Source organism: Haladaptatus sp. AB618 (assembly GCF_024136965.1).
Taxonomy (GTDB): domain Archaea; phylum Halobacteriota; class Halobacteria; order Halobacteriales; family Haladaptataceae; genus Haladaptatus.
This window is the reverse complement of record NZ_JAMYJX010000003.1, coordinates 533,626-560,558: the sequence shown is the minus strand read 5'-3', so window position 1 is coordinate 560,558 and position 26,933 is coordinate 533,626. Positions and strand designations below refer to the sequence as shown.

The window sequence follows — 26,933 nt, the reverse complement described above, 5'->3', positions numbered from 1 at the left end:
GAGCCGGTACGGTGAAACTGGCGAAAAACATCAAATAGTCGTTATCGAAGCGACGCCTGCACCGCCCGCTCGGCGATCTCGCTCGCGCTCGTCGCCGAGCGTTCGAGACCGACCAGTGCGAGCGTCCAGACGTAGGAGCTATCCGTCTCCTCGTCCGCTCGGCGATGGAGTTCCGCGACGTCCTCGGAGAGCGTTCGAGCGTCCCGGACGGTGTCGTACGGCGGTCGTTCGGCCGTCAGTACGGCATCGACCGCTTCCTCCGTGAGCGAACGCGCCCGCCGAGCGCAGTCGTCGAGTTCGTCGCCCCAGGCGACCCGCTCGATGTCGCTTCGGTCGTAAAGCAGGTCGGCCACGCGCTGGAACCCCTCTCCGACGGGAAGCAACTCCCGGGCCGTCGTGTATCGGTCGAACGTGGCACGTCGGGACTGCCCGAGTCGGTCGAGTTCCCGTATATCGCCGAGCGCACGCCGGAACTGACCGTCGAGAACTTCGAACCGTCGTGACGCGTCGTCGTGCCACCGATCGATCTGGTCGATGTTATCGAGATGTCCGTCCACAAGGGCGCTGACGACGTCACGCTGTATCGAGAGCGTGGCATACTGGAGTTGGAGGACGGTCCGTTCGAGGGAGACGGCGGCGGTGTCGATGACCATCCTGAGCGAGAGTTCCGTCTCCGACTCGCGGCTCACCTCCAGTCCGGTCTTTCCCGATGCCGCCTTCGACGCCGCTCGGCGCTGTTCCGAACCGAGTCCATTCTCGGAGACGAGGACGAACGCCTCACTGCCGGTGGCGTACAGGGCGGTCACGACCTGTCGAACGTCGGTCGGTGGGAGTTCGGTGATATCGACGCGGGGACGCTCGGCCTCGCTGGAGTTTTCCGAGGAATCCCGGTCTGGTTTGATGACGAGTTCCCCGCCGTGTGCCGGGTAGAACGAGAGTTCCATCCCGGCGTCGATGCCGTGCTCGTCCACCCACTTCTTCGGCAGCGAGATGGTGTACGAGGAACTCCCCGTCGCCTGCACCGTCCTCGTGTTGTCCGCCAGTTCCACCGTCATCCGAACTTGCCAGTCACGTAGTCTTCGACGCGCTGGCTTGCCGGGTTCTCGAAGATCTTGTCCGTCTTGTCGTATTCGACGAGTTCGCCGCCGGTGAGGAACACGGCGGTCTGGTCGGAGATGCGGGCCGCCTGTTGCATGCTATGGGTAACGACGATGACCGTGTACTCGTCGGCCAGCGACTCGATGAGGTCCTCGATCTTCGAGGTGGCGATGGGGTCGAGCGCGCTCGCCGGTTCGTCCATCAGGATCACTTCGGGGTCCACCGCGAGACAACGGGCGATGCAGAGCCGTTGTTGCTGGCCGCCGGAGAGTCCCAGCGCGCTGTCGTCCAATCTGTCTTCCACCTCGTCCCAGAGGGCGGCCCGTTGCAACGAGCGTTCGACGAGTTCGCGCGCCTCGTCCTTGTCGTCTCGGCCGAGCAGCGACGCGAGCAGGCCGGTGTCGATGTCGCCGTGCTTGCGCGGCCCGTAGGTGATGTTGTCCCGAATCGATTTCGGGAACGGGTTCGGACTTTGGAACACCATTCCGACCTTCCGTCGGAGCTGGACGATATCCGCGTTGTCGTCGTAGATATCCGCTCCCTCGAATTCCACGGATCCATCGACGCGTGCCGCCCTGATTCTGTCGTTCATGCGGTTGAGGCACCGCAGGAAGGTCGATTTCCCACATCCGGAGGGTCCGATGAGTGCGGTGACGCTCCGTTTCGGAATGTCCATCGAAACCGATTGGAGCGCCTGATCGTCGTCGTAGAACACGTCGAGGTCCTCGACCGAGATGGCCGTTTCGCCCGCGAACGTGTGGTCCGTCCACTCCGATTTCGTTTCCTCCGCCGATTCACCGTCTACCCGAGTCGTAGTTGTCTTGCTCATTGGTTCAGTTTCCGCTGGAAGTACAGTCGCGTCGCGATGCCGACAACGTAGAAGCAGATGATGACGACGAGGAGCAGGAAGGCGGTCGCCCACCCGAACTCCTCACTGCCGCTGACGCCGGCCTCGATGACCGCGTATATCTGATACGGCAGGGCGCTCGAAGAGTGCAACAGCGCATCGTTCGTCACGAACGGCGGCGATGTCGTGAACTTGAAGCTGTCGAGCACCTGAATGCCCCGGTCGTTCAGGCCGCCCGCGGTGACGAGGATGAGCGGGGCGGTTTCACCGGCGATTCGGCCGACGCCGAGGATGATTCCGGTGATGATTCCCGGAACCGCCGCCGGAAGGACGACGCTCCTGATGGTCTGCCACCGCGTCACCCCGAGTGCGACGCTCCCGTCACGGTAGGCGTCCGGAACGGACTGGATGGCCTCACGACTCGTGATGAGAACGAGCGGCAGGAGCATGAAGCCGAGCACGAGTTGTCCCGCGAGCACGCTCGGTCGGCCGCCGAGACGCGGCAGGAGGAACGCGTAGCCGAACAGGCCGTAGACGATGCTCGGCGTGCTCCAGAGGCCGTTGGTCACGATATCCACGATGGAAGTGAACGATCCGCGTTCGGCGTACTCGGTGAGGAACACCGCCGCACCGACGCCGAGCGGGACCGAAACCAGGATGGCCCCGAGGACCAGCCAGAACGTTCCCACGATGGCGGGCTTGACGCCCGGAATCATCACACCGAGACCGCTCCCGTTCATCACGAACGGCCAGTGTATCGAGAGCCCCGGCCCGATGTGGAATCCCTTCATCGCCCGTCCCGCTCCCTTCTCGGTGACGAAGAGGACGAGCATGGCGAGCAATCCGAGCATGAAGAACGCGTTCGTTCCGACGAGGAAGTACGCACCCGTCTGCTGGCCCCGCACGCCGAATCCTTCAGTGGCTTTCGCGGCCGACCACGCCGTCAACAAACTGGCGATGAAAGCGAGGCTCGGTATCGCGATTATCCCTTTTATCCCGAGGTCGAACGTCGTCAGTTTCCACGTCCACTCCGGCGAGATGACGCCGGTGAGAAAGAGCACGCCGACGAACGCGGCGAACAGCCCCCACGGGAGCGTGGAACCGAGGTCGTCCGGTGCAAACGTGACGCCGAAGAAGACGAGCACGCCCGCGAGCAGTGCGGGAACGGCCCATCCGAGCGTGGAACTGATCCCGAGCGTCTGGGAGACGACCAGTCCGATTATGGCGAGCGCGAAGGCCGCGGCGAGCGTCCCGGGAAGCACTCCCGTCTTGTCGCTCGCACGCGTCTCGACGACGTCGGTCGCGGAAGCGATGCCGACGAACACCACCCCGACCCCCGTCAGGACGAGGGCGATGCCGTACAGTGTGTACAGGTGGACCGAACCGAACACGTCGGTCGCGGTTATCCAACTGAAGACGTTCGCGGCCGCAAAGATCATCGAGAGGAACGCGATGCCGACGATGGCGATGGTAACCGTTCGCCACCAATCGGTGTCCAGACTTCGATGTACGTCGCCCTCGTAGGCGTCGCTCATAGCGACCCCCCGAGCCTACTTTCCATGCGGCGCTCGATGAGGAGCGAAGCGATGCTCAACGCGAGGACGGTGATGTACAGCACGACGCCGGCCGCGAACAGCGCGCTGAGGTACGGCTTGTCGGCGATGGCGTTTCCGTACTGGCTCACGATAAGCGTCGTCAGCGTCTCGGTGTTGCCGAAGACGTTGTACAGGGGTTTCGGGAACATCGCGTTGTGCCCGAGCATGACCGTCGCGGCCATCGTCTCGCCGATGGCGCGGCCGACGCCGAGGATGATGGCGGCCGAAATCCCCGATACGCTGGCGGGGAGGATGACGCTCTTGATTGTCTGCCAATCCGTGACGCCGAGCGCGAGCGCGCCGTCGGGCATCGCATTGGGGACGGCGGTGATCGCGTCCTCGGCGACCGAAACCACCGTCGGGAGCGCCATTATGCCGATGACGAGGCCGACGGCGAACAGGCTTCCCAAGGTGGTGAGTCCGAGGTAGTCCATCATCGCCGAATTGACGATGTTGAACCCGATGAACCCGTAGACGATGGACGGGATTCCGGCGAGCATCTCGACGCCCGGCTTGACGATGTCCCGGACCCATCCGGGAGCCATCTCCGCGATGAAGACCGCGCCCGCGATGCCGAGCGGTCCGGCGATACACGTCGCGATGAGGGTCGTGACGAACGTCCCCCAGATCATCGGGGCGAGTGCGAAGACGCGGTCGGAGGACGACCAGAGGGTGCCGTCCGTCTTGGTCACGATGTCGAGACCCATGATTCGAAACGCCGTCGTGGACTTGAACACCAAGAACAGGGTGATGAGTCCGAGGACGACGATGGTCGAGACGGTGGCGAGGAAGGTGAGCGCACGCGCCGTTACGGCCTGATTTCGAACCCAGCCGTACAGCGTCACCAGCAGGAAGCTGATGACGGGAAAGACGGCGAGTGAAGGCTCTATCAGGAAAACGATAGCGAACGCAACGACCGAACAGAGGCCGACCCCAGCGGCGATCTGTTCGTCGAGCGCCAACCGTCCCAACCCGAACGAGTCGGTACGATTAGAGAGGATGTGTGTTACTGACATTGTTTGTATGAGCCGTTCACACCGATGCTACCCACCGTGAACGACTGTGTGGTCCATGAAACCGAAGTGGTGGTTCCGCGGTTACGGAACCGGATGACTGATACTGTGGCTGCTGACGGATGCTACCGCCTGGTTTACTGCTTGAGCTTCTGCTTCTCTTCCTTTCGGCGATCCTCCGGGAGCATGATGTAGTTGTGCGGCTTGACGAACTCCTTCTGACCGAATTCGCTGATGATCATGCCGATGAACGCGGCTTCGTACTTGTCAGTTCCCTCGTAGGTGTAACAGTGCAGGTCACGGTTGAGCGGGTAGTCCTTCGAACCGAGGTTCCCGTTCTTCTGGGAGTACACCGTGTTATCGACTTTGAGGTGGAGCGCGGGAGTTTTGTCGCTGACGAACGCGTAGCCGACGTACCCGATGGCGTTGTTGGAGCCACCCACCGTGGAGGCGACTTGCTGGTTCTCGCCCTTGTGCACCTGGACACCGGCCGCTTCCTTCTTCCCGTCGAGGACGTTCTCGTGGAAGATGGTTCGGGTACCCGACCCTTCGACACGACCGACGACCTGAATTTTGCGGTCCGGACCGCCGAGTTTGCTCCAGTTCGTGATTTTCCCTCTGTAGACCTTGGCGAGATCTTCGATCGTGATCTGTTTGACGCCGCTGTCTTTGATGTCCTTGCTGACGACGACCTGCATCGCGTCGATGCCGACGACGTGGTTCTTGAACTTGTCGTAGCTGTCGAGTCCCGAGAGTTCCGCCTGCACGGGAGCGGAGGCGTCGCCGATGTCCGTCTTCCCTTCCTTGACCTTGTTCAGGCCGACGCCCGAGTGGCTCAGGCCGACGGAAACGTGGAATGGGAGGCCCTTGTCGCTGTTCGTCGGAACGTCGTACTGGGAGGCCCAGTAGTCGGCGAAGTTCTTCTTCGTGTCGATGTTGTACTTGCTGTGGGGCCAGTACTCCTCGTCGTCCGCCGGTGCGTTGTAGTTCCACAGCGACGCCGCATCGTTCGTGATGGGGTACACCGTCGAGGAGCCACCCGCCGTCAGGAGGTCCTTGCTCTTCGTGTCGCCGCTCTGTTCCGACGTTTTGTCGGAGTTGTCGTTGGACGTGTCCGAACCGTCGCCTCCCGAGCTCGTGCTCGAATCTTTGGAATCGCCGCTACTGCCGCTACAGCCAGCGAGGGCTGCTGCGCCAGCGACGCCGGTTACCGCGAGGAAGTTTCGTCGTGACGTGCCACCGTTCGCCCGTTCGGATTTTCGCGTCATTCACTCGGAGGAGGCCGATGGGACATAAAAACCGCTTATAATAGGCGTTCATATTACCACCGTTCAGGTCATACCCGAACGGAGCGCTATTGGTGCCACTATTCGAACAATTTCCACCAATAGTAGTAATATCGGAATAATACTACTATATAGATGGCTGACAGGGTGGAACGGCGAACCGCAGTCACGAACTCCGACGAGGTATTATGATATAACTCTTTTCTCGGTGAAAACAACAGTCAGTCGGAGAATGTTTTGAATTCGAACAGAGGGGGAGAACGGAGAACAGTGGCCGTGGTGATGGCTCGCTCCGCCCTTACACGTCCTCCTCGCGGAGTTCGAACTTCTGAATCTTCCCGCTGGGCGTCTTCGGCAGTTCGTCCACGAAGGCGTACTCACGCGGGCGCTTGAAATCGGCCAGGTCGTCGCTCCGGAGGAGGAACGAATCGAGCGTTTCCGCGGTCGTCCCCGGTTCGGCAGCGACGTACGCGACCACTTTCTCGCCCCACTCGTCGTCGGGGATGCCGACGACCGCCGCCTCGAACACGTCGGCGTGTTCGAGGAGCGTGTCTTCTACTTCTCGCGGATAGATGTTTTCTCCACCGCTGATTATCATGTCGTCCGCGCGGTCTTTGACCCAGACGTAGCCGTCCTCGTCGGCGTAGCCGAGGTCACCGGAGTAGTACCATCCGTCACGGATCGCCGCGTCGGTTTTTTCGGGACCATTCCAGTACCCTCGCATCAACGCCGGACCCTGAACGATTATCTCGCCAACGGTTCCGGTCAGTGCCTCATCGTCAGGCGCGAGCGCGTTACCGTTCTCGTCGAGTCGGGCGATGCGGACGTCGTGATTGAGGATAGGAATTCCGGCGCTTCCCGCCTTCTCCAGTTGTTCGTCCGGATAGAGCACCGTGACCGCCGGACCGAGTTCGGTCATTCCGTAGTACTGGAGGAGGTCACAGCCGATTCGTTCGTGGATGTCGCGGACGGTCGCCGGTGCCATGCTCGCTCCACCGTACCCGCCCAGTCGGAGCGCGGAGAGGTCGTAAGATTCCGGGTCCGCCTGGAGCATCGCGAGCCACATCGTCGGCGCACCGAACAGAACCGTCACGTCGTGTTCCGCGAGCATCGAGAGCGCCAACTCCGGATCGAAGGAGTGCTGAACGACGGTTGCCGCTCCCACGTGAATCCGTGGGATGAGGAAGACGTGGAGTTCCGCCGAGTGATAGAGCGGTGCCGCCGAGAGGCCGACGTCGTCCCGGGTCAGTTGCTGGTCCACGAGCACGGACATGCTGTGTTCGATCATGTCCCGGTGAGCGTGGACGACGCCTTTCGGCCGCCCGGTGGTCCCGCTGGTGTACATGACGATGTAGTCGTCGTCCTGTGACACGTCCACGCTCGGCGCGACCGTCGATCGGTCCGCTAGCAGGTCGTAGAAATACGTGTCCGCACTCGAATCGTCCACGTGGACGAACTCCTCGACCGTTTCGAGGTCGTCCCTGGCCGCCGCTACCACGTCCGCCACCGCGTCCTCGTACACGAGTACCGAACTCTCGGCGTCGTTCAGGATGTACGTCACCTCCCCGGCGGGCAGGCGGAAGTTCAAGGGATTGAACGCCGCGCCGAGTTTCGAGGCGGCGTACATCGTGAGCACCATCTCGCTGGTGTTGAACAGGAGCGTCGAGACGCGGTCCCCTTTTCCGACACCACGCTCGGAGAGCGCGTTGGCGAGTCGGTTCACGTTCTCGTCGAACTCCCGATAGCTCCAGGTCTGGTCCTTTCGCGGGTACACCAGTGCGGTGCGTTCCGGGTACTTCTCGGCAGTGAGGGAGAGAGTATCTCCCACGGTTGGGTGCATACGCCGAGTTTCATTCGCACGAATAATAAATATCCGCACGCTGGTGGTTCGAGAGTTCCCTCCCCGCACAAGCGCTCACCGAAAAGAGAGTGGACGGACGACGACCCCGACGCCGGTTTCCACGGTCAATCCGCGTCGACGATCCTGTTTTCGAGCGTTCCGATACCGTCGTATCGGATTTCGACCGCCTCGCCGGGACGAACGAGACCGGGGTTGGCGGGACTGCCGAAGGAGACGACGTCGCCCGGTTGGAACGTGTACCGCTCCGAGAGGAACGCGACGACTTCACGAGGGGAAAACAGCATCTCCGAGGTGTTCGCCTCCTGCCGGAGTTCGCCGCCGACGTGCGTCGTCATATCGACGTCCGTTGGCTCCAACTCCGTCTCGATCCACGGACCTAACGGCCCAGACCCGTCGAACGCCTTCCGGGCGGTTCGCCCGTCCTGGTCGAGCGCATCGAGGTCGTTGAGTATCGTGTATCCGCGAACCGCGTCGTCCACGTCGTCGACGTCGAGGTCCGTGCATCGGTCGTCGATAACGGCCGCGAGTTCTCCGGCGTAGGTCAGTTCGCTCGTCCAGTCGGGGTACGGTAATTCCGCTCCGTGCGGACGAACCGAGACCGGCGGCTTGATGAACCAGTCGGGACGTTCGGGTCGCTCGTAATCCATCTGTTCGTTCGTCGCCGCGTAATTCCGCCCTACGCAGTACAATGCCGACGGTTCGCAAGGAGCGAGCAGTTCGGCGTCGTCACCGACGACGTACGACTCTGTGCCAGCGTCCACCGTCCCGTCCTCGTATTCGCCGGTCAACACCCCGTCCGCGGTACGAATCCGTGCCAAACGCATACGTCGAACCCACTCACAGCAGGCGTCTATTCCTTTCGGTGTCTCCTGCTCCGTCGCGAATGGCCTGGCTACGGTAGCCACCCCGAAATATTCACGCCAGAAAACAATATATGATCCGAAATTTTCCAAAGGTTTAAATTAGAATAGCAAACCAAGCATACTCATAACGACATGTCTTCGATGGATATTTCACCGTGTTCTGACACACCTGCCACGTCTGATACTGGGACGGTTCCCCCACCGATTCCACCGGACGCCCCGGACGCGTGGTACGCACCGGACGTGCGCGACCAGCGCGAACTCCATCCCGGCGTCGTCGCGACGGTTCGAGAAACCGAGAATGGCTTTCGATACGACGTTCGAACGCCCACGCTCAGTGCCGCTGACGGGGAAGCGCTCACCCGAATTCGGGAGTATTTCGCCACCGCGAACCTCCGCCGACCGCTCACGCGCGAAGGTGCCGTGGAGTGTGTGGAACACGGGTTCGAACCGAAGTACCGGCGCGCCATCGACCGTCTGACCGACCTCTCGCCCGACTCCCGGCGACGCGTCGAGTATCACGCGCTCGCCGAACTCCTCTGTCTCGGGCGACTCACCCCCCTCGCGCTCGACGAACAGATCGAGGTCGCCGACGCCGCGGGCGACCATCTCGTCGTTCACACCGAGAACTACGCTCCCGCGGATACCGACCTCCCGGCGGACGGTGACTACCTCGCGCGCTTCGCCAGCGAACGTATCGAGACGCACACCGTCGATTTCGAGGGGTTCCGTATCCCGGTCGTCGTCTATCAGGAACACCTGCTCGGAACGGACTCCTTTGCGACGAAGTACGCCGTCCTCGAACCCAACCTCCTGCCGGACGACGACCGACTCATCACGGAGTGTAAGGACCGAATCTGGGAGACCCACGTCGGCGACATCGTGGACGACCGAGCGGCGTTCGTCCGCGAACGCGCGAAACAGTTCCTCTCGCGGCGACTCACCGCCCGAAACACCCGCGCGTGGTTCGACGCGGCGAAGTATCGCGTCCGGACGGCGCTTGCGGAGTACGACCTCGCCGTTCCGCCGGTGGACCATCGCTTTTCGGATGACCGCCTCTCGGACCTCGTATACTACGTCCTCCGGGATTACGTCGGCCACGGCAAACTCACGATTCCAATCCGGGACGGGTTACTCGAAGACATCGAGGCGAACCAAGTCGGGGAACGGATCAAAGTGATTCCCCGCGGTCACGCCATCGGCCACGGCGAGCGCATCCCGACGAACCTCTCGTTCGAGGACGAGTCGGCGTTCGTCAACGTCGTCACCCAGATGGCCGCTTCCGATGGTGTCGAACTCAACGCCAGCAACCCCAGCGCGAAGGTCAACCTGTCCCCCGACGGTGTGGCCGACGAGGAGACCATTCGCTGTGCCGTCGCCCTGCCGGTCATCAGCGAGGGCGGGCCGCACATCTCGATTCGAAAACAGGCACCCGATACGATGACGCCGGTCGACCTGCTGAATACCGAAAGCATCTCCACCGAAATCGTCACCTTCCTCTGGCAACTGTACGAGCATCACGGCGTCGCGCTGTTCTCCGGGCAAACCGGCGTCGGCAAGACGACGCTGATGAACGCGCACATGCCGTTCATACCGTACCGCGACCGGCCAATCAGCATCGACGAGGGGTCACGGGAGGTTCGACTGCCACACGAAACCGGCGTCTCGCTCACCACCCGCGACCACGAAAACGACTACAAGCGGGTGACGATGGCCGACCTGATGACCGAGTGCAACTACCTGAACCCGGACGTCGAGGTCATCGCCGAAATCAACACCCCCGCTTCCTTCCAGACGTTCGCCGAGTCGCTCAACACGGGACACGGACTTCTGGGCACCACGCACGCGGAAAACATCGAAAAGCTCGTCAACCGTGTGGTCGAACAGGGGCTCTCGTCGTATCTGCTCCGGGAGATAGACCTCGTCGTCTTCCCGCGAAACGTCAACGGCGAGCGCTACGTCGGCGAGGTCATCGAACTCGTGAACGAAGACGAACTGGCCGAGTTGGACGGTCGCTGTGGAACGGTTCGAAAGGACGGCACGACGATTCATTGGAACACGGTCGCGTGGCGCGACCACGAAGGGACGTTCCACACGAAGTACGACCATCCGCAACTCGGCGACGACGACCACGAAATCGGGTTCCAGTTCTTCGACCGACTTGCCCACCGTACCGACCGAAGCGTGGAGGAGGTCGAGACGGAGTTCCACCGCAAACACCACTACGTGCAGTATCTGGAACGCGAGGGGATGACCGACTTCGACGAGTTGTTCTCGTTCCTCGCCGACCTCCAGAACAACGAGGCGGCGACGGTGGAGCGAGTATCGCGGGAGGTGAGCGGATGAGTCTCACCGAGACCCCGAACACGACGGCGAACGGGGACGTCGTGGGAAACTCCATGGGCTCGGGCTCTTCCCTCGGCATCCTCGACCGCGCGCTGTACGCGCTGTTCTCGCGCCACGCCGATCACAGGCGACACGACCGGGATCGAAAACGGTACCGCGCGACGGACGTGAACGCCAGTTTCGACGTGTTCCTGTCGCGGACCTACGGTCTCTCGTGGGTCGTCTTTCTGGCACTGTTCGCGTGGACAGGGGTATTGATACTCGCAATCCCTCCTTCCGTCCTCGCACATCTCGTGTCGTTCTTTCACGGCGGCGTACCTGTGTTGGAGAAACTCACGTTTCCGTCCGTGTCCCGCGTGGACGCCGCAGCGATACTCGCCGTCGTCTGCGCGACGGGCGGAAAACGGGCGACGGTGTGGTTCGGCGGATTGTATCTCGGCTGGGCGGCGAGTGCACGTCGGTCGAACATCGAACGGACGCTCCCCGGCGCGGTACGCTATCTCCGCGCACTTTCGTCGGGGAGCGACGATCTGATCGCCATGCTTCGGAAGGTCGCCGACCGGGAGGAATCCTACGGCGAAACCGCGGTCGCGTTCCGGAAGGTGTTGAACAAGGCCGCGCTGACCGGGAGCGTCGATGACGGCTTGCGAATCGTCGCGCGTGATACTCCCTCGCGGGACGTGCTCGCGCCGTTTCTGCTCAAGTTCCGCGAACACGCCGAACAGGGTCCCGACACGCTGGAGCAGTATCTCCAGATGGAAGGGCGGATGTTGAGCCACAGTCAGTCCCGCTCTCACGAACAGGCACAGGATTTCCTCGAACTGCTGGCGGAGATGTTCATCGTCCTGCTCGTCATTCCGGCGTTGCTCGTCATCGTGTTGACCGTGATGAGCGTCCTCGCGCCGGGGTTGGCGGCACCCGCACCGGCACCGTTCGGTGCGCTCTCGGTTCGTGCGTTCATCATCTACGGAAGTGGGGCGTTCATCCTCGTCATCGGTGCCGGTGCCGCGGTGATGGTGTCGTCACTCCGTCCAGCGGACCAATCCCCGCCGGGTCACGCACGGTCGAGGGATGTCACTGATTTCCTGCGGACGGTGTTCATCAATCCCGCAAATACCATCGTCGTGTTCGGTCCGGCGGCGGTCATCGTCGGAACGCTTCTCCTCTCCCTTGGCTACACGCCGACCAACGTCGTCCTGCTCTCGTACGTCGCGTTCGCCCTTCCGGTCGGGTTGGTGTCGGTACGGCGCTCGCGCCGTGACGACGCGAAAGACCGGGAGATAAAGGACTTCGTCCACGCCGTGTCGAGCCACGTCAGTCTCGGGCGACCGTTCTCGACTGCCGTCGAGCGCGTCGCCCGCGACGTGGATCTCGGCGCGCTTCAACCGAACGTCAACGACCTCGCGTTCAGTGCGAACCTCACCAGCCGCGAAGGAGACCTCCGACGCGATGCCCTCACCCGATTCGTCGACGAAGTCGGAACGCCGCTCGCCGACCAAACCATCGGTCTCGTCACCGGAACCCTCGATGTCGGCGGGGACACCGAAACCGTCTTCGACACGCTGCAGGTCGAAATCGGGCGGCTGTACCACCAGAAGAAATCGCTGCGGTCGAACATGCTCGTGTACGTCGTGGTCGGGTGGACGACGGCACTGCTCGTCGTCGGGATCATGGTCGCCGTGAACACGTACGTCCTCGACAGTTTCGCACAGCTATCGACGGTCTCCTCGTCGAACGCCGGGTTCGCGCTCGACCCGAACGCGGTGCAACCGACCCGTGACCGATATCGGTTTTACGTCGTTACCCAAGCGACCATGCTCGCGTGTGGCTGGTTCGCGGGCTACGCGAGCCGCGGGTTCTACGAAGCACTGCTTCACTCGGCCGCACTCGTCGCAATCGCGTACTTCGTCTTCGCGGGGGCGGGAATGGTATGACCTCCACACCCCGTCCGGACCGCACGACTCGCGCCCAATCGAACGTCGTCGGCGTCGCGCTCCTCTTGGGTGTCGTCATGCTTTCGCTCGCTTCGCTGACGGCCAGCGTCGGGATGGTCGTCCAAAGCAACGCCGCGACGGCGGACTCGGCGCGTGTCGCAAACGACATGAGCAACGCACTCGCCCCCGTCGAGACCACCGGAATCCATCGCGGTCGGATCTCCTTTTCGAACGGCAAGCTGACGACCCAGAGTCGGGAGCTTCGAGTCCTCGACGACTCCGGCAATGTTTGGACAGTGGAGACCGATGCGCTCGTTTTCACGAGCGGAAACAGGCGTGTCACGTACGTGGCCGGTGCGGTCGTCCGAGGGACGAACGACGGCGGCCAAATGTACGCACGCCCGCCGATAACGTCCTCACGGCGTGGCGGTGTCCTCGTCGTCGGCGCACCGAAACTCGACGCTTCGAAGAAAACGGTCGTCTCCACGAGCGGCGAATCCGCACTCGTCCGCACGAACGTCACGCACAACCGGACGACGCTCGGAAACGGTACCTATCGAGTCGCAATCGAGACGAGGACGCCCGACGCGTGGCGGCGTTACTTCGAGCGGGAGAACGCCACGACGACGGTTCGGGACTTCGACGATGACGGTATCCAAAGCGTCGTGGCGAAATACCCAGGGCGACGGTTCGCCTATCTCGTCGTCCACGACATGCGAACGGAGGTCGAATGATGGACGCCCGTAGACGGAGGACGAACGAAAGACATCGAAGCCGCAAAAGTGACAGGCGGTTCCTCGACGACCGTGCCGTTAGCCCCGTCATCGGCAAGGCACTCGAAGCGGGACTCGTCGTCCTGTACATCGGACTGCTGACGACGACGCTGTACAGTGGCGTCGTTCCGAAGTACAAGGTCGCCGTCGGCCACGAAGTCGGCGACCGTGTCCTCTCGAAGACGGCGGAACGGGTTCAGCAGTCGGTTCCCGCTGATGGGACGAACGTCGACGTACGAATGCGTGTCTCCCTGCCGGAGACGATTCGCGGCCACGAGTACGTTATCCGTGCAAACGGGCGGATGCTGACGCTCGACCGTTCGGATGGTGGCTCGAATTCGAGCGTGCGACTCTCGCTTCCGTCCCGTGTCGCGACGGTACGCGGAAACTGGTCGAGTTATGATCCCGCCATCATCGCGGTATACAGCGGTCCGGATGGTCTCATCGTGGAACTGAAACGCGGGAAACGGGGGACGAATCGATGAACCGGAAGGGGACGGACGAGCGACTCCCGCGGTCACAACTGCGCGGACAGATGAACCTGCCCGCGCTGGCGGTCGCCCTCCTCATCCTAACGATGGTGACGGGATTGAGCGTCGGTATCGCCGATCGGGCGTTCGTCGGTGCGGACAGGACCCCGACGAAGCGTCGAATCGCCGTCGCGACGAGCGAACGGTTCGTGTCCGCGGACGGTCCGCTGACGATTCGGGCGAACGTCCTCGACGGGACGAAAGTAGCGAATCTGAACACAACCCGCCTGATGACGTTGTTTCCCGTCCTCGCGGATCACGACGTTCGAATCAGGCTCGGCGACACGATTCTTGCGGAACGCGGGTCTCCCTCGGGTGGCACGACGATTCGCCGTATCGTGCTGGTCGAAAATCGGAGTGCGGTGACGCGGACACCGCCGCTGTCGGGAAGGGATCCACAGTTCACGCTGCCGCGGCGTACGCCGAACGCGACGCTCGTTGTTCACCCACCGGACGGGACGACGGTGAGCACCGTTCGAGCGAACGGACGAGTCGTTCTCCGAAACGAGTCGGGTCTCGACGGGGAGCTTCACGTGTCGCTCTCACGGTTTGAGACGACGCGGTTCACGTTCGACACGAACGGAGCGCTCCCGACGGGGAGCATCCGAATGACGTACTATCCGGCGGCGACCCGGAAGTCGATTCTGGCGGTGACCGTCGATGGGTGATCGAAAACCCCGTGCCCAACTCTCCCTCTCCATCGTGGAATCGGGAATCGGCGTCGTGCTCATCCTCGGCGTTACGATGGGCTTCGCGCTCGGCGTTCCAGCGCCACACACGAGAGGGACACAACTGGACATGTACGCGAAGGACGCCGGAAACGTGCTCATGAACGACGCTCCGAGGCATCAGGGAACGACGCGACTGGCGGAGATCATCGACTCGTCGAAGTCGTTCCGCCGCGAGAAAGGCACGCTCGAACATCGCGTCGACCGCATCCTTCCGGACAACCTCATGTTCCGGGTCGAAACGCCGTACGGGTCCGTCGGGTATCGGAAACCGGCAGGGGTTCCGGTCGGCCACTCCACGGTGACGACGGCGAACGGCGACGTGACGGTCTGGGTGTGGTACGTATGAACGACCGCGCCCAACTCGTCCTCGGCGCGGCGGCACTCGTCGCCGTCGCGTTGACTCCGATACTCTTCGCGTATCTCCAACTAGGCTACAGCGGGGACGTGGCCGCGAGCGGCGAGTACGACGCGCCCGTCCAAAACGCACAGCGAGTCCTCTCGCGCGGCGTTCACGGTGCCGGGAGCGGGGTTCCGGAATCGTATCGCTGGCAACAACGAGACGCCGCCATCTCGACGGTTCACACCGATTTGCAGGGGACGCTCGACTCGCTTCGCTCGTCTCGCGTCGATTCGGGCACCGTGTATCAGGTCGAATACAACGAGTCGGCGGCACGGGTGTGGCGTCAGGCCAACTGCCCGGATGGTCCGAACCGACAGTTCGGGGCGTGCGAGGCGAGTCGAGGCGTGGTCGTTCAGAATCGGGACGGTGAAACGCACGTCCTCGCGGTGGCGTTCGACGTTCGGGTGACGATGGAGCGAGGGAAGTACGAGACGACGCTCGTCGTGGAAACGCGAGGCTGAACCCGATCGTCTCGAACAGATTTCGAATCAGAACGACTCGACTTCGCATCCGTTATAGTTCGACGGCGGTCCACGTACCGGCGACAGCGTTATCCTGTTACTCGTCTTTCACTGTGACAGCGACTATTGTACCAGGTCAGTCGAGGGGCTGACGGGGTGGGTTTCAGATGAGTCAAACCGAGAATCGGACGTTAACGGTGCCGGTGAACGAGACGGATCACGTCCGCGGGTCCGACGACGCGCCGGTGACGCTCGTGGAGTACGGCGATTTCGAATGTCCCTACTGCGGCGATTTCTATCCCATCGTCCGCCGGATTTTGAACCGACTGGGGACCCGAGTTCGCTTCGTCTTCCGGCACTTTCCGTTGACGGAGCAACATCCGCTCGCACAGCGGGCCGCCGAAGCGTCGGAGGCGGCCGCGGCGCAGGGACGGTTCTGGGAGATGTACGACCTGCTGTATCAGCATCAGGACGCGCTCACCCGCGCCGACCTTATCAGCTACGCCGAGGAACTCGAACTGGACGTCGATCGGTTCGCGGACGAGCTCGACCGCGGGGTGTACGAAGAGCGAGTTAGGGAGGATTTCGAGAGCGGCATCTACAGCGGCGCGAACGCGACGCCGACGTTCTTCGTCAACGGCGAACGCTACGACGGTGCGTACGAGCTCGAACCGCTCCTCGAAGCGATCGCCGAGGTCGGTGGTCTAACCGAGATTCAGCGGTCGTTACAGCCGGAAAACCGGGAGCTTCGGGAGACGATCGATCGTTCGCGGCGGGGTGCACCCGCCGCTGGCGAGGCCGTCCGCGACCGATTCTCGGCGGACGAGATCTTCCAGCGCGTGACGGCGACGGCGGACGAGGAGATCGAGCGGAGCACGCGGTTGCTGTTCTTCAGCGGGCTCGCCGCCGGATTGAGCATCGGCGCGACGTTCCTCGCGCGGGCCGCAATGACGACGGCGTATCCGGACAGCGTGGGGATGAGCAACCTGTTGTATCCCGTCGGATTCGTGATGATCGTCATCGGCAGTTACCAGCTGTTCACGGAGAACACGCTGACGCCGGTGACGTTGGTATTGACGCGGCTCGCGAGCCTTCCGCAACTGCTTCGACTGTGGACAATCGTGCTCGCGGCGAACGTCATCGGTGCGGGTATCACCGCCTACCTCCTCGCCACGACGGGGATTTTCGACCCCGCTGTGGCCGCGACCGCCAGCCATTTCGGCGAGCACGCGATGGGAACGGCGTGGTGGGCGCTCTTCTACAAAGGTGTCTTCGCAGGCGGCCTCGTGGCAACGATGGTCTGGTTGGTGCACGCGGCCCGGGAGACGATCTCGCGTCTCATCATCATCTACGCCATCATGATCATCATCCCCATCGCCGACCTCTTTCACTGCGTCGTCGGCGCGTGTGAAGTTCTCTTTCTGGTGTTCATCGGTATCGAGACTCTCGGCTCGGTGTTCTTCCATTTCTTCGTTCCCGTCGTCCTCGGAAACACCCTCGGTGGAATCGTGTTCGTCGCGCTCGTGAACTTCAGCATGACCGAGAATCGGCGGTTCCCCGAATACGACCGCCAGCGGTTCGAACTGCCGTGGGCCGACTGGCTGTTCGGTTCCCGTCTGATGAACTCCCTCCGTGAACGCGACCGTGAGAACGCCGTCGATGATCGGACACAGCCTCACTCGGCCGAGCGTCGGAACTGATCGGGAAGGGGAACGGTAACAGGATCCGTTAACAATGACCGCGATGTCCTACGAAGTGCTCGGCGAAAACGGTCGTGATAGGTTTCGCCGTTATGCCTACATATTTTATTCAGTCGCCCGTTCTCGCCATCATGCAAGGAGAATCAGTTCGCCTCGGTGTCGTCGGCTTGGGATTCATGGGCCAGACCCATGCGACGAACGCATTCGAACTCGGCCACGAGGTCGTTGCGGGTGCCGATATCGTCCCCGATATTCGCGAGAATTTCGAGACGAAGTTCGGCGCGAGAACCTACGAGGAGTTCGAGACGATGTACGAGAACGAGGACCTCGACGCGGTCGCGGTATCCACGCCGAACGCGTTTCACGAGGACGCCGTCGTCGCCGCGCTCGGGCAGGGCTACGACGTGCTCTGTGAGAAACCGCTCGCCGACAGTTTGGAGGCCGCCGAACGGATGGCCGAAACCGCGCGGGAGGCCGACGGGTTCTGCATGGTGAACTTCCACAACCGCGTCTCGACGGCGGCTGAACTGTTCAAGGGGTATCAGGACGCGGGTCACTTCGGCGACGTTCGGCACATCCGGGCGAACTACATCCGCAGTCGCGGCATCCCCGGTGTCGGTTCGTGGTTCACCAACGAGGAACTGTCGGGCGGCGGCGTCGTGGTCGATATCGGCGTTCACGCCATCGACTTCGCGCTGTATCTGATGGACTTCCCGCCGGTCGAGACCGTGTTCGGCGTCACCCGCAACCAGTTCGGGAACCGGGACGACTACGTGGACCCGGACGACTGGTACGACGCCACCGAGGAGGCCGTGTTCGACGTCGAGGACTCGGCGACGGCGCTGATCCGCTGTGCCGATGGCCGAACGATCTCGCTCGAAGTCGCGTGGGCGACCAACGAGGCCGAGAGTCAGGAGTTCGTCGTTCGCGGGTCGGAAGCAGGCGCACGTCTCGAACTCGGTGGCGACGACCTGACGATGTTGGAAGCGAGATCGAGTGGTCCCGACCATCTCGTGGAATCCACCGTCAGTGACGCCTCCATCGACCACGTCGGCTGGGAGGGAAGCGACAAGCGGTTCCTCGACGCCGTCGTGGCCGGGCAAGCGCCCGAGTTCAACACCATCGAGCAGGCGCTCACCACCCAGCGCGTGATGGACGCGATTTACCGCTCGTCAGAGTCGGGTGGCTGCGTCGAAGTCGGCGAGAAGCGATAGAGCGGGACGTCCCGCTTATCGTTGGAAGATCTGACATACTTTCTGTAGAGTAATCAACTCGCGATAGCCAGTTTTCCGTGACGGGCAACACTCAGGTCCCCCCAAAGCAATCCCGCAAACGGATACATGACTGTCGGCATCATCGGCGGCGGCGTCATCGGAACGAGTTGTGCGTACCACCTCGCCGACCGCGGCCACGACGTGGAACTGTTCGAACGGGACGATATCGGCGGCGGGACGACGGCCGCCTCGATGGCCGTGTTCGTGTGGCAGGCGGTGCCACCGAGCGAATTCGCACACGAACTCCGACGGCGAGCGTGGGACGAATATTCGACATTCATCGAGGACGGCGAACTGGTGTACACGCAAACGGGACTGCTCCACGTCGCATGGTCGGATTCGACGCTGGAGACGTATCGGGAGTACGCGGATTCGCTCCAGGACGCGGGAATTGACGCGGAGATTCTCCCGGACGCAGGGCCGTACGACGACGAGCGCGCCGTCGGCGCGCTCTCGACGCCCGAAGACGGCCACTTCGATCCCGTCGCCATCGCGGAACTGTACGCCGAAAAAGCACGGGACGCGGGCGCGACGATTCGAACCGGGACTGAAGTGAGGGGCATCGAAACCGAGTCCGGGCGCGTCACTGGCATCGAACTGGATGATGAAACGATGGCCGTCGATGCGGTGGTGAACGCCGCCGGACCGTGGGCGGTTGACGTGGACGGGATGGACGGTTTTCCCGTCCGCCGGACAGCGGGGCCCATCGTCGGGTTCGAGACGCCCGATGACGCGGATACCGGAATTCCGTTCACCCTCTTCGAGAACGAACTCTACGTCCGTCGATACGCGAAGGGGCTGTACGTCGGTCACTACAACACCGAGTTTCGGACGGACGAGGACGCGACTCCCACTACCGGAGATTCCCCCAACGACGACTTCGAACGGCGAGCGCGGGACCTGCTCTCGGAACTCGGCTTCGACGCCGACCGCTTCCGCCGCGAGACGGGATGGATCGGCTACCGAACCGTCACGCCCGACGGCCTGCCGATCGTGGGTGAGGGGAACACGGAAGACTACTATCACGCCGTCGGCATGAGCGGTCTCGGAATCACCCGAGCGCCCGTCGTCGGACAGTTGATATCCGAAGCGGTGGATGGCGAATCGTCGCCGATGCTCCGGCAGTTGTCCCCTGGGCGTTTCGAGTAGGGACGTGAGACTTAGGGACGTGAGACTTCGCTAAAATGACGATAGTTCTGATTTAATCGACTACATGTTTATGGCCGTCAACGGCGTAATGAAGCGACAACGCAGGAGAACAGCTGTCGCACGGTTGCGCTCTTCGGATGCGACTGTAAGGGGTGGGAGACAGATGGGAACTAACACGACGAAGCTAGCGAATCGCGTACCGACGATCACCGAACAAAACCGGAAGTGGTGGGTGGTGGTGGCCATCGGCATCGCCGGGATTCTGGTCAGCGTGGATTTCAACGGTCTCACGGTCGCGCTTCCGACCATCGGTCGGGACCTCGGAATCTCGACCACGGGACTCCAGTGGACCATCAACGCCTACCTGCTCGCGTTCGCCGCGCCGATGGTGGCGTTCGGTCGGCTGTCGGACATCTTCGGTCGGCGGCGCGTCCTGCTCATCGGGATTACCATCTTCATCGCCGCATCGGCGTTCGCCGGATTCTCCCAAAGCGAACTGTGGCTCGTGTCGGCCCGTGTGGTGCAGGGCCTGGGCGCGGCGGCCTTCTTCGCGGCGTCGCTACCGATAGTCAGTCACGCCTTCCCCGAGAAGGAACGCGGCAAAGGTATCGCGCTCTGGGCCGCTATCTCCGGCCTCGGACTGGCCGCCGGGCCCCTCGTCGGCGGCGTCCTCACCCAGATGGTGTCGTGGCGCTGGTTTTTCTTCTTCAACGTTCCGCTCGCGGCGGTGGCGGTCATCCTGACGCTCGCGGCCGTGCGCGAATCGCGTGATGAGACGGTCGGCCATCATGTCGATTTCGCGGGTCTCGTGACCGTTACCGGCGGTCTCGTCGCGCTAGTGCTCGCGATTCAACAGGGTGACACGCTCGGTTGGGGGTCACCGTTCGTCATCGGCGCACTCGGCGCAGCGGTGCTGTTGCTCGCGGCGTTTTTCGTCATCGAGCGGCGTACCGACGACCCGCTGATCGAACTCGACCTCTTCGCGAACCGGGACTTCCTCGGCGCGAACGCGGTCGGATTCGTCGTGAACTACGGGTTCGGTGCGCTGTTGTTCTACATGACGCTGTATCTCCAGAACATCCTCGACTACTCCCCGTTACGAACCGGACTGGTATTCCTGGCGTTCACCGTTCCGTTGGTGGTGTTGGAAGCACGGACGAACGACGTCTCGACCCGGCTCGGCGTCCGAAATTCGATGGTCGGTGGTATGGCACTCATGGCAGTGGCGTTCGTCTTTCTCACCCGCGTCACCCCGACGAGCGGATTGGTTACCGTCCTCGTCTCACTCGTCCTCGCCGGAACCGGGATCGGAGTGGCGTACACGCTCTCGAACACGGTCGGAATGGGAGCGCTGCCCGACGCGAAGGGCGGCGAAGCGTCCGGCGTGTTGGGGATGGTTCGGCTCTTGGGGGCCGTCTTCGGGGTCGCGGTGACCGGTGCCCTGTTCAAGACGCTTGAAAACGAGAAACTGGCCGAACTGCTCGTCAAGGCTGGAGCGGCGCTGGATGCATCCGACAGACAGGAGATCAAGGGGCTGCTGTCCGGGTCCGATGCCGCGGAGACGACGCTCAAACACCTCGCCCCGGAAGTCGAATCGCAGGTGGAGCGAATCGTCCACGTGGCCTTCGTCTCCGCGTTCGGCCGGGCGATGTTGCTCTGTATGGCCGTCTCGATACTCGGCGTCATCGCGGCGTACTTCATCATCGAAGCCGCCTCGTCGGAGTGAATCCTGCTTCGGTTCCGTTTGAACCCTGTTTTGGTTCCGTAGTCGGCCTACGCGTCGAACAGTGCGCGGATCGCTTCGTCGCCCGCTTCTCCGTTCTCGTCGGCGTACTTCGACAGCGCGAGCATCAGCTTGAGGCGGGCTTTGTGCGCAGGTAGGTCCCCTGCGAACAGCGCTCCGGCGTCCCGCAGCGTCTCGCCGCCGCCCGCGTTCCCGTATACCGGCGTCGTACGCCCGGCGAGACAGCGCGAGGTGACGACGACGGGCGTTCCGTCCCGAACCGTCGATTCGATAAATTCCCCGAGTTCCGCGGTGACGTTGCCGAGTCCCGTTCCGTTCACGACGAGTCCGTCCGCGCCAGCGTCGAGCGCGGACGCGACCAACCGTTCGTCCATTCCGGTTCCGCTCCCGACGACGAAGACGGTCGGATCGAGCGAGGCGTCCGGAACGTGCACTGATTCGCTTCGCGGCGGGCGGAGGATTCGAACGCCGCTCCGGTCGTGGGTCGCAACCGGGCCGACCTCGGGCGAGGCGAAGGCGTCGAGTTTCGACGTGTGGACCTTCGTGACGAACCGTGCCGAGTGAATCTCCTCATCGAAGGCGACGTAGGTTCCGCCGTCAACACCATCGTCTTCGACGAATTCCCCTGCCGCCGCAAACGCGGTGACGAGGTTTGTTGGGCCGTCGAATCCCCGTTCGTCCGGTCGTCGCTGTGCGCCGGTCAGGAAAACCGGCGTGCTCGGGCTGACGGCCACGTCGAGATAGTACGCCGTCTCCTCCATCGTATCGGTGCCGTGGGTGATGACGACGGTATCGACGTTCGGGTCGGCGTCCAGTTCCGTCACCCGCTCACGAACGGTTTCGAGCGTTTCCGTCGTCATCTCGTAGCTCGGAACCTGTGCGACCTGTTCGACCGTGATGTCGGCGTACTCGTCCAGTTCCGGAACGCGCCCGATCAGTTCCGCTCCGCGTTCGGTCGGGACCGCGCCGGTCTCGTGGGCCGTACTCGCGATCGTTCCGCCCGTGCCGAGAACGGTGACGTTCATATCGGCCGTTCGCATCGGACGACCAAAAAGGCGGAGCGGAACGGGTCGTCGTGAGTGTGGTGGATGGAGTGAAGCAAGGTATCGGTATCGGGTGGGTGGGAGTGGAGTGCAGTGGCTTCCCGAGCGCGCGTCGTGGACCGTCGCTCAGGTTCCAAATCATATAAATTTAATATATTCTGACAGTATTGATATCCGTTTCTCGCCGCTGTATGGCGGTTGTACTGCGATATGGCGGCGAGATGGATCACGATACGTATTTGAAACATTAGCCGCTATGATGATCCGATGCAAGTCGTCGGAAAGTGCCCCCCAACGGAAGCGGAGTTGCAAGCCGCGGCCGAGCGTGGATTCGATGCCGTCGAACTCCACCTCTCCCCGGAGAACTTGGACGCGATGGAAGAAACGGTCGCCGCGTGCCGGGACGCCGAGGTCGAAATCGCTTCGGTTCACACGCCGCACGTGGACCTCGAACAACTCGAATACGTCCAACTGACGAACGACCTCTGTGAACGACTCGACGCGACGCTCGTCGTCCACTCCGCGAAAATCCCGCTGAGTAACCTCGACTACGTCCTCGACAGGGTCGATATCACCGTCCCGAACGGGTTCGAGAACTCGACGGGCCACAGTACCCATTTCCTGAAAAACGTCCTCTTCGAGGAAGGGCTGTCGCTCGTCCTCGATACGGCCCACTTCTACACGGCCGAGGCGAATTTTTTCCCCCTGCTGGAGAGCCTGCTGACCGAGCACGGCGACTCGATACCGGTCGTCCACTGTTGTGACGGGACCAAAACCACCGACGGCTTGGCGTTCGGCACCGGAACGATGGAGATGGAGCGGCTAATCTCGCTCCTCGATGACTGCTACGACGGCATCGTCGTGCTGGAAGTCATGCCGGACGAGCAGGCCGACGCGCTGGACATGGTCGAGGACGTGCTCGGGTGCGAGACGGTGGCTGCTCCCGGAAGCGACTGATTCGCCGAGACGACTTCCAACGAAACGGCCTCCCAAACCGTCAATCGTCGGTCGGCCGCGGAGCGACCGACGACGGTTTCACCGCTTTTCCGCCCTCGATCGACCAGAGATGGTCCGTCGGGAGGGTCACGGGCACCGACTCGCCGACCGTCAGGGCCGCGTTGCTGAACGCCGTCACCTCCTCGTCTCCGAGCGCGAGCGTTACCCTATCGTCGCCGTCCCGCGGCGTGATGCGGGTGACGCTCGCCATCGCCGTCGGATTCGAGCCATCCAGTTCGACGTACTCCGGCCGAATCGAGACGTGGGTCGCCGACGACCCGGAAATCGTGCCGTCCGGTAGCACCGACACGGGAAGGCAGTTCGATCCGGTAAACCACGCGACGAAGGGCGTCGCTGGGCGGTGGAACACGTCCTCCACGGAGCCGAGTTGAACGATACGACCGTCGCGCATGACGGCGATTCGGTCGGCGAGCGCCCGGGCAGTCGTCCGGTTGTGAGTGACGTGAATCGCGGTGATGTCCGCGACGAGGTCCCGGAGGTCGTCGCGGAGCGCCTCGCGCGTCGGCACGTCGAGCGCGGAAAGCGGTTCGTCCAGCAGGAGTGCGGCGGGACGGATGGCGAGCGAACGCGCCAGCGCCACGCGCTGGCGCTCGCCGCCGGAGAGCGTTTCCGGGCGACGGTCCGCGAGGTGGTCCACGCCGAGGTCGGCGAGGACGGTATCGGCGTCGCGCGCTTCCGGGTGATAGCGCGCGCCGAACGCCACGTTTTCCCGCGCGGTCATGTGCGGAAAGAGCGCGTAATCCTGAAACACGAAGCCGAATCCCCGTTCTTCCGGCGGGTCGTCCGTCACGTCGTGGCCGTCGAATCCGACGTGACCATCGTGGTCGTGATAGCCAGCAACCGTTTCGAGCAGGAGCGTCTTGCCGCTCCCGCTCGGGCCGAGAACGACGAGGGTTTCGCCCGTCTCGACAGAGAACTCGGTTTCGAGGTCGAACGGGTCGGTACCTTGAGTGGTGAACGTCGCCGCGATGTCCACGTCGAAACTCACAGGAATCCCCCCGATTTCGTCCCCGTGAGCAGTCGAACGACGAGGAAGATGCCCGCGCTCATCACCAGCAGGATGAACGCGACGGCGCTCGCGTGTTGCAATCCTGCGGATCGATACGTGTCAGGATGTACACCGGCGCATGTTGTGAGATGGTCTCCTTTCCGGTGAACGGGTAAAAGAAGTTCACGCTGTAGGCGACGATGGCAATCGCGCCGAACTCCGAGACGCCGCGCGCCCACGCGAGGACGCCGCCCGTGACGATGCCGCGAGACGCGAGCGGCACCTGAATCCGGCGGAACGTCTCGAACGGCGTCGCGCCGTGGCTTCGTGCGGCGTATTCGAGTCCCGAATCGATCGATTCGAACGCCTCACGGGTGGTGTTGACCGCGTAGGGTGCGCTCACGAACGTCAGCGCCAGTACCATTCCGGTCATCGTGGTCAACACCGACGTCCCCGGAAACAGCCCGTGTTTCCCGAAGCCGAACAGGATGAGGATTCCGGCGACCGAGTGGGGAACGACGAGCGGCAGATCGACCAGACTCTCCACGATCGCCTGTCCCGTGAAGCCGCGGGCGAGGAGGGAGGCGAGCGGGACGCCGAAGACGAGTGCCCCAACCGTTGCGAGGAGCGGGCCGTAGATAGTGAGGTACAACATCGTGTGGACTTCCGACGACGTGGCCGTCTCGACGAGGAGGTCCGGTTCTTGATTGACGAAAAACATGGCGAACGGCATGCCGAGCGCGAGCAGGAGGACGACGCCGAACGTCGCGGCGGCCACGCCGAACCAGCCACGGTTCGCCCGCCATCCCAACAGCGCGGCGCTCACGAGCGCGACACCGATGTAGAGCGTCGGATGGCCGAGCACGTAGAGCGCCGCGAACGCGAGTACTTGGACCGTCAGCACCGTCAGTACGACCGACCCCCGACCGAGCATCGCCGTGGAAGTCGTTCGATATCGCCCGTCCTCGTAGTTGGAATCGCTCATTGGTTTTCTATTGGTTCGTGTCGGATCTCGGCGGTAGTTCGGAGTCCGGCTATAGCTTGAGCGGGCCGAGTGCCGATTTGGCTTCCGCGTCGTTCATGATGGTCTCGGGGACGGCGTCCTTCTGACTCTTCGGGACGACCGCAGGGGAAACCGGTTTGAAGCCGTTGTCCTTCAGTATCTTTCCTCCAGGCTCCGTGATCATGTACTCGACCCACGCGTTCCCAGCCTCGGTGTTCTTCGCATTCGTCGGAACCGTCATTCCGTAGGCGATGGGCGCTCCAGTGTACGTCGCGCTGTCCGTCTTCACGCTCACCTTCGCGTAGTGTTCGGCGTACTTCTTCGTGGCTTTCGAGAGGTCCACCGAGGGCTGTAAGTCCACCGTCTTCACGTCGTGGCTCGCGCTCGTGGACTGATACTCCCACGCGTAATCGAGGTCGCCCGAGTGCAGTTGACTGAGGAGGTCCGTTTCGGTGCTCGACGGGACCTTGGACTTGTCGATGAGTTTCTTCGACGTGCTCTCGTCGAACAGTTTCTCGCCGTCCAGCGGAATCGCACCGAGCTTCATCGACATCACGGAGCGATAGCCGTTCGGGTCCGCGGCGGGGTCGGAATGACCGAACGTCACGTCGTCACGCCCGAGGATCTTCCACCAGTTGTCGGCGGAGATTTCGTCCGCGCCCGTCGATTTGTCGGTGTAGGCGATGGTCATGGCGTTGGTCGCGAACACCGCGTACCACTTCGCGTGCTTCGGGAGCATCATGTCCCGGAGGAGGCGGTAGTCGGCCACGCCGAGCACGTCCGCCGACCGGCCGAGGTTGGTGATCTTCCGCGTGGAATCGACCGACCCCTTCGCCTCCTGATTGACCTGTACGTCGTAGTTCGACTCGACTTTCTTCTCGGCGGCGTCGAACGGCGCGGAGAGGCTTCCCGCGTGGAAGATGGTCATCGTCCCCGAGAAGCCCTTCAGGTCGGAGGAGGTCGTTTCCTCGCTCGAAGTTCCCCCGTCGGTCGAATCGGTTTCGCCCGAACTCGTGCTCCTGTCGCCCCCACCATCGCCACCGTCGTCACTCGACGTACACCCGGCGAGCGCGAGAACGCCTGTCGTTCCAACCCCGCGAAGCAATCGTCGTCGCGTTATCGTCGGTCGGTTTCCCATGAATGGAACATCGTTGTATCGATCAGCATATAACGATTGTGGTTGAATTGCTGACGCTTCCGACGATGGTGGGTCGTGACGTGCGAAACGCCGTCGCTGGCGTGTCGAGTAAACGGAAAAGAAACGTCAGTTCGTCTCG

At 62.7% G+C, this 26,933-nt stretch carries 23 protein-coding genes; 12 read left to right on the top strand and 11 right to left on the bottom strand.

From position 1 onward, the window contains the following. Positions 1 to 41 precede the first annotated feature (41 nt). The 7 genes from NKF26_RS13340 to NKF26_RS13310 all read right to left on the bottom strand — a co-directional run bounded on the left by NKF26_RS13340 (position 42) and on the right by NKF26_RS13310 (position 8,524). Positions 42 to 1,055, bottom strand: coding sequence for an AbrB/MazE/SpoVT family DNA-binding domain-containing protein (locus tag NKF26_RS13340; RefSeq protein ID WP_253228592.1), 1,014 nt, complete (start codon positions 1,053 to 1,055; stop codon positions 42 to 44). After that, positions 1,052 to 1,927: a phosphate ABC transporter ATP-binding protein PstB gene (gene pstB, locus NKF26_RS13335; protein ID WP_253228591.1), complete on the bottom strand. Its 876-nt coding sequence runs from the start codon at positions 1,925 to 1,927 to the stop codon at positions 1,052 to 1,054. The genes NKF26_RS13340 and pstB overlap by 4 nt, the downstream gene beginning before the upstream one ends. Next, positions 1,924 to 3,480 (bottom strand): phosphate ABC transporter permease PstA, encoded by a 1,557-nt coding sequence (pstA, locus tag NKF26_RS13330; protein ID WP_253228590.1) that lies wholly within the window; start codon positions 3,478 to 3,480, stop codon positions 1,924 to 1,926. Before pstA ends, pstB begins: the two co-directional genes overlap by 4 nt. Then, a complete protein-coding gene (gene pstC, locus NKF26_RS13325) occupies positions 3,477 to 4,556 on the bottom strand; it encodes a phosphate ABC transporter permease subunit PstC (protein WP_253228589.1) in 1,080 nt (359 codons plus the stop codon). The genes pstA and pstC overlap by 4 nt, the downstream gene beginning before the upstream one ends. A gap of 134 nt (positions 4,557 to 4,690) precedes the next feature. Continuing rightward, positions 4,691 to 5,821, bottom strand: a complete 1,131-nt coding sequence (locus tag NKF26_RS13320; RefSeq protein ID WP_253228588.1) for a PstS family phosphate ABC transporter substrate-binding protein — start codon at positions 5,819 to 5,821, stop codon at positions 4,691 to 4,693. Between the two features lie 316 nt (positions 5,822 to 6,137). Beyond that, positions 6,138 to 7,679 carry a long-chain-fatty-acid--CoA ligase gene (locus tag NKF26_RS13315; RefSeq protein ID WP_253234432.1) on the bottom strand — a complete coding sequence of 514 codons (1,542 nt, stop codon included), beginning with the start codon at positions 7,677 to 7,679 and terminating at the stop codon, positions 6,138 to 6,140. A 125-nt stretch (positions 7,680 to 7,804) separates the two neighbouring features. After that, positions 7,805 to 8,524 carry a fumarylacetoacetate hydrolase family protein gene (locus tag NKF26_RS13310; RefSeq protein ID WP_253228586.1) on the bottom strand — a complete coding sequence of 240 codons (720 nt, stop codon included), beginning with the start codon at positions 8,522 to 8,524 and terminating at the stop codon, positions 7,805 to 7,807. Positions 8,525 to 8,704: 180 nt separating this feature from the next. On the opposite strand from NKF26_RS13310, the gene NKF26_RS13305 reads away from it, so the two are divergent. From NKF26_RS13305 to NKF26_RS13255, 11 genes are all read left to right on the top strand, one after another. After that, entirely contained in the window at positions 8,705 to 10,909 is a 2,205-nt protein-coding gene (locus NKF26_RS13305) for a type II/IV secretion system ATPase subunit (RefSeq protein ID WP_253234431.1), read from the top strand. Between the two features lie 53 nt (positions 10,910 to 10,962). Continuing rightward, a complete protein-coding gene (locus NKF26_RS13300) occupies positions 10,963 to 12,843 on the top strand; it encodes a type II secretion system F family protein (RefSeq protein WP_369682144.1) in 1,881 nt (626 codons plus the stop codon). Continuing rightward, positions 12,840 to 13,577: a hypothetical protein gene (locus NKF26_RS13295; RefSeq protein ID WP_253228583.1), complete on the top strand. Its 738-nt coding sequence runs from the start codon at positions 12,840 to 12,842 to the stop codon at positions 13,575 to 13,577. Before NKF26_RS13300 ends, NKF26_RS13295 begins: the two co-directional genes overlap by 4 nt. Then, positions 13,574 to 14,101, top strand: a complete 528-nt coding sequence (locus NKF26_RS13290; protein ID WP_253234430.1) for a hypothetical protein — start codon at positions 13,574 to 13,576, stop codon at positions 14,099 to 14,101. Before NKF26_RS13295 ends, NKF26_RS13290 begins: the two co-directional genes overlap by 4 nt. Next, positions 14,098 to 14,814 (top strand): hypothetical protein, encoded by a 717-nt coding sequence (locus NKF26_RS13285; RefSeq protein WP_253228581.1) that lies wholly within the window; start codon positions 14,098 to 14,100, stop codon positions 14,812 to 14,814. Before NKF26_RS13290 ends, NKF26_RS13285 begins: the two co-directional genes overlap by 4 nt. Continuing rightward, positions 14,807 to 15,223, top strand: coding sequence for a hypothetical protein (locus tag NKF26_RS13280; RefSeq protein WP_253228580.1), 417 nt, complete (start codon positions 14,807 to 14,809; stop codon positions 15,221 to 15,223). Before NKF26_RS13285 ends, NKF26_RS13280 begins: the two co-directional genes overlap by 8 nt. After that, positions 15,220 to 15,738 carry a hypothetical protein gene (locus NKF26_RS13275; RefSeq protein WP_253228579.1) on the top strand — a complete coding sequence of 173 codons (519 nt, stop codon included), beginning with the start codon at positions 15,220 to 15,222 and terminating at the stop codon, positions 15,736 to 15,738. The genes NKF26_RS13280 and NKF26_RS13275 overlap by 4 nt, the downstream gene beginning before the upstream one ends. Before the next feature lie 167 nt (positions 15,739 to 15,905). After that, positions 15,906 to 17,438, top strand: coding sequence for a formate/nitrite transporter family protein (locus NKF26_RS13270; protein ID WP_253228578.1), 1,533 nt, complete (start codon positions 15,906 to 15,908; stop codon positions 17,436 to 17,438). A gap of 131 nt (positions 17,439 to 17,569) precedes the next feature. After that, complete coding sequence (locus tag NKF26_RS13265; protein ID WP_253228577.1) at positions 17,570 to 18,652, top strand: Gfo/Idh/MocA family protein; 1,083 nt, start codon at positions 17,570 to 17,572, stop codon at positions 18,650 to 18,652. Between the two features lie 126 nt (positions 18,653 to 18,778). Beyond that, positions 18,779 to 19,861, top strand: a complete 1,083-nt coding sequence (locus NKF26_RS13260) for an FAD-binding oxidoreductase (protein WP_253228576.1) — start codon at positions 18,779 to 18,781, stop codon at positions 19,859 to 19,861. Between the two features lie 163 nt (positions 19,862 to 20,024). Beyond that, positions 20,025 to 21,587, top strand: a complete 1,563-nt coding sequence (locus NKF26_RS13255) for an MFS transporter (protein ID WP_253228575.1) — start codon at positions 20,025 to 20,027, stop codon at positions 21,585 to 21,587. A 47-nt stretch (positions 21,588 to 21,634) separates the two neighbouring features. On the opposite strand, the gene NKF26_RS13250 is transcribed toward NKF26_RS13255, so the two are convergent. Beyond that, a complete protein-coding gene (locus NKF26_RS13250) occupies positions 21,635 to 22,630 on the bottom strand; it encodes an asparaginase (protein ID WP_369682143.1) in 996 nt (331 codons plus the stop codon). Positions 22,631 to 22,915: 285 nt separating this feature from the next. Between NKF26_RS13250 and NKF26_RS13245 the strand changes: the two genes are divergently transcribed. After that, complete coding sequence (locus tag NKF26_RS13245) at positions 22,916 to 23,605, top strand: sugar phosphate isomerase/epimerase (protein ID WP_253228573.1); 690 nt, start codon at positions 22,916 to 22,918, stop codon at positions 23,603 to 23,605. A gap of 40 nt (positions 23,606 to 23,645) precedes the next feature. On the opposite strand, the gene NKF26_RS13240 is transcribed toward NKF26_RS13245, so the two are convergent. From NKF26_RS13240 to wtpA, 3 genes are all read right to left on the bottom strand, one after another. Continuing rightward, entirely contained in the window at positions 23,646 to 24,653 is a 1,008-nt protein-coding gene (locus tag NKF26_RS13240; RefSeq protein WP_253228572.1) for an ATP-binding cassette domain-containing protein, read from the bottom strand. Positions 24,654 to 24,714: 61 nt separating this feature from the next. Continuing rightward, positions 24,715 to 25,638 carry an ABC transporter permease gene (locus NKF26_RS13235; RefSeq protein WP_253228571.1) on the bottom strand — a complete coding sequence of 308 codons (924 nt, stop codon included), beginning with the start codon at positions 25,636 to 25,638 and terminating at the stop codon, positions 24,715 to 24,717. Positions 25,639 to 25,687: 49 nt separating this feature from the next. Next, positions 25,688 to 26,794, bottom strand: coding sequence for a tungstate ABC transporter substrate-binding protein WtpA (gene wtpA / locus NKF26_RS13230; protein WP_253228570.1), 1,107 nt, complete (start codon positions 26,792 to 26,794; stop codon positions 25,688 to 25,690). Positions 26,795 to 26,933: the final 139 nt, after the last annotated feature.

Excerpts from the sequence above, each read along its gene's own strand:
- NKF26_RS13290 (WP_253234430.1), top strand. The coding sequence starts at position 13,574 with ATGATGGACGCCCGTAGACGGAGGACGAACGAAAGACATCGAAGCCGC.
- NKF26_RS13270 (WP_253228578.1), top strand. The coding sequence starts at position 15,906 with ATGAGTCAAACCGAGAATCGGACGTTAACGGTGCCGGTGAACGAGACG.
- NKF26_RS13265 (WP_253228577.1), top strand. The coding sequence starts at position 17,570 with ATGCAAGGAGAATCAGTTCGCCTCGGTGTCGTCGGCTTGGGATTCATG.
- NKF26_RS13320 (WP_253228588.1), bottom strand. The coding sequence starts at position 5,821 with ATGACGCGAAAATCCGAACGGGCGAACGGTGGCACGTCACGACGAAAC.
- NKF26_RS13285 (WP_253228581.1), top strand. The coding sequence starts at position 14,098 with ATGAACCGGAAGGGGACGGACGAGCGACTCCCGCGGTCACAACTGCGC.
- NKF26_RS13275 (WP_253228579.1), top strand. The coding sequence starts at position 15,220 with ATGAACGACCGCGCCCAACTCGTCCTCGGCGCGGCGGCACTCGTCGCC.
- NKF26_RS13235 (WP_253228571.1), bottom strand. The coding sequence starts at position 25,638 with ATGAGCGATTCCAACTACGAGGACGGGCGATATCGAACGACTTCCACG.
- NKF26_RS13245 (WP_253228573.1), top strand. The coding sequence starts at position 22,916 with ATGCAAGTCGTCGGAAAGTGCCCCCCAACGGAAGCGGAGTTGCAAGCC.
- NKF26_RS13250 (WP_369682143.1), bottom strand. The coding sequence starts at position 22,630 with ATGAACGTCACCGTTCTCGGCACGGGCGGAACGATCGCGAGTACGGCC.
- NKF26_RS13280 (WP_253228580.1), top strand. The coding sequence starts at position 14,807 with ATGGGTGATCGAAAACCCCGTGCCCAACTCTCCCTCTCCATCGTGGAA.
- pstC (WP_253228589.1), bottom strand. The coding sequence starts at position 4,556 with ATGTCAGTAACACACATCCTCTCTAATCGTACCGACTCGTTCGGGTTG.
- NKF26_RS13300 (WP_369682144.1), top strand. The coding sequence starts at position 10,963 with ATGGGCTCGGGCTCTTCCCTCGGCATCCTCGACCGCGCGCTGTACGCG.
- wtpA (WP_253228570.1), bottom strand. The coding sequence starts at position 26,794 with ATGGGAAACCGACCGACGATAACGCGACGACGATTGCTTCGCGGGGTT.
- NKF26_RS13255 (WP_253228575.1), top strand. The coding sequence starts at position 20,025 with ATGGGAACTAACACGACGAAGCTAGCGAATCGCGTACCGACGATCACC.
- NKF26_RS13295 (WP_253228583.1), top strand. The coding sequence starts at position 12,840 with ATGACCTCCACACCCCGTCCGGACCGCACGACTCGCGCCCAATCGAAC.
- NKF26_RS13315 (WP_253234432.1), bottom strand. The coding sequence starts at position 7,679 with ATGCACCCAACCGTGGGAGATACTCTCTCCCTCACTGCCGAGAAGTAC.
- NKF26_RS13305 (WP_253234431.1), top strand. The coding sequence starts at position 8,705 with ATGGATATTTCACCGTGTTCTGACACACCTGCCACGTCTGATACTGGG.
- NKF26_RS13340 (WP_253228592.1), bottom strand. The coding sequence starts at position 1,055 with ATGACGGTGGAACTGGCGGACAACACGAGGACGGTGCAGGCGACGGGG.
- NKF26_RS13260 (WP_253228576.1), top strand. The coding sequence starts at position 18,779 with ATGACTGTCGGCATCATCGGCGGCGGCGTCATCGGAACGAGTTGTGCG.
- pstA (WP_253228590.1), bottom strand. The coding sequence starts at position 3,480 with ATGAGCGACGCCTACGAGGGCGACGTACATCGAAGTCTGGACACCGAT.
- NKF26_RS13310 (WP_253228586.1), bottom strand. The coding sequence starts at position 8,524 with ATGCGTTTGGCACGGATTCGTACCGCGGACGGGGTGTTGACCGGCGAA.
- pstB (WP_253228591.1), bottom strand. The coding sequence starts at position 1,927 with ATGAGCAAGACAACTACGACTCGGGTAGACGGTGAATCGGCGGAGGAA.